Origin of the sequence: Saccharopolyspora sp. NPDC000359, from assembly GCF_040300525.1 — a bacterium.
GTDB lineage: Bacteria > Actinomycetota > Actinomycetes > Mycobacteriales > Pseudonocardiaceae > Saccharopolyspora.
Genome location: NZ_JBEPDU010000115.1, coordinates 1 through 1,995 on the forward strand (window position 1 = coordinate 1; position 1,995 = coordinate 1,995).

General features: G+C 72.3%; 1 protein-coding gene. It reads left to right on the forward strand.

From position 1 onward, the window contains the following. Positions 1-1,995, forward strand: a 1,995-nt coding sequence (locus ABT324_RS33295) for an SDR family NAD(P)-dependent oxidoreductase (RefSeq protein WP_351185878.1), incomplete at both ends; no start/stop codon positions are given.

Sequence of the window (1,995 nt, forward strand, 5' to 3'; positions counted from 1 at the left end):
ACACCACGCCCGACACACCGTCCGATTCGCCGACGCCATCACCACCACGCACAACTCCTCCACCTACCTCGAAATCGGCCCCAACGCCTCACTCACCCCACACATCCCCGGCACCACCACACCCTCCCTCCACCGCGACAAACCCGAACCCGAAACCCTCACCACCGCACTCGCCACCCTCATCGCCAACGGCATCAAGCCCAACTGGCACACCTACTTCGCCGAAACCGGCGCCCACACCACGGAACTGCCCACGCACGCGTTCCAACGCACGCGCTACTGGCTCGAATCGGCCGAGGCCACCGGCGGCTCGGGGCACCCGCTCCTCAACACCGCGATCGGGCTGGCCGACGGCGGCCGGATGCTCCTGACCGGCACCCTCGCCCTGTCCTCGCACCCGTGGCTGGCCGAGCACACCGTGCACGGCACCGTGCTGCTGCCCGGCACCGCGTTCGTCGAGCTGGCGCTGCACGCCGGGCAACAGGCTGGCCACCCCCACCTCGCGGAGCTCACCCTCGGCGAACCGCTCGTGCTCACCGGGGACACCGCCGTCGAACTCCAGGTCCTGCTGGACGAACCCGGTGCCGACGGCCAAGCCGTCGCCGTCTTCTCCCGAGCGGCCGACGCCGCACCCGGTGAGCCGTGGACCAAGCACGCCGACGGCCTGCTCACCGCCGTCGACCCGGCCCCCACCGAGGAGCTCACCACCTGGCCGCCCGCGGACGCCACGCCCGTGGACACCGACGCGGTCTACACCGACCTGCCCGGTCTGAACTACGGCCCCGCCTTCCAGGGGCTGCGCCGGGCGTGGGTGCGCGACGACGTGGTGTTCGCCGAAGTCGACCTGGACGAGGCGCAGCACGCTGACGCGGACCGGTTCACGGTGCACCCGGCGCTCCTGGACTCCGCACTGCACCCCATCGGGCTCGGCGAGTTCCTCGACGACACCAGCGCGCCGTCCGTGCCGTTCTCCTGGAGCGGGGTGGCCCTGCACGCGGTAAACCCCCGGTTCCTGCGGGTGCGGATCCGTCCGGCAGGACAGGACGCGGTGTCGCTGCTGCTCGCCGACCCGTCCGGCCACCCGGTCCTCGAAGTCTCCCGGCTCGCGCTGCGCCCGCTCCCGCAGTCCCGGACGAGCCAGCTCGACCGGTCGCTGTTCCGCACCGCCTGGGTCCCGGCACCTCCCGCCGAGAGCGCTGCGGAACCCGATGTGGTGTTCCTGCCGTTCCGCCCGGACGGCGACGACGCGGAACGCGCTGCGGTGCGGGCGCTCGAAGTCCTGCAGGGCTGGCTCACCGACGAGCGCTCCGCCACCGCGCGGCTCGCCCTGGTCACCACCGGCTCCTACCTGCTCGACGGGGACGCACCGACCGACGTGCCCGCGGCGCTGGCCAACGCGGCGGTGTGGGGTCTGGTGGGATCGGCGCAGTCCGAGCACCCGGACCAGTTCGCCCTGGTCGACGTCGACGACCTCGACTCGTCGTGGCGCACCAGGGCCACCGCTGCCATCGCCGCGGGCGAGACGCAGATCGCAATCCGGCAGGGCGAGCTGCACGTGCCGCGGTTGGTGCACGAGAAGCCGGGTGCGAACAGCGGCCCCGACTGGTCAGCGGGCACGGTCCTCATCACCGGAGCCACCGGTGCGCTGGGCGGTCTCGTCGCCCGGCACCTCGTGCGCACGCACGGCGCGCGGGACCTGCTGCTGCTCGCACGCCGACCGGTCCCGGCCGAGCTGCGGGACGACCTGGCCGCTGCCGGAGCTCGCGTGAGGTCCGTCGTGTGCGACATCACTGACCGCGAGCAGCTCGCTGCCGCGCTCGACGGCCAGGAGCTGAGCGCGATCGTGCACTGCGCAGGTGTCGTCGACGACGCGGTGCTCACCAACCAGACGCCTGAACACCTGCACCGCACCTTCGCGCCCAAAGCCACCGCAGCCTGGCACCTCCACCAACACACCCAACACCACCCCACCACCCTCATCCTCTTCTCCTCCGC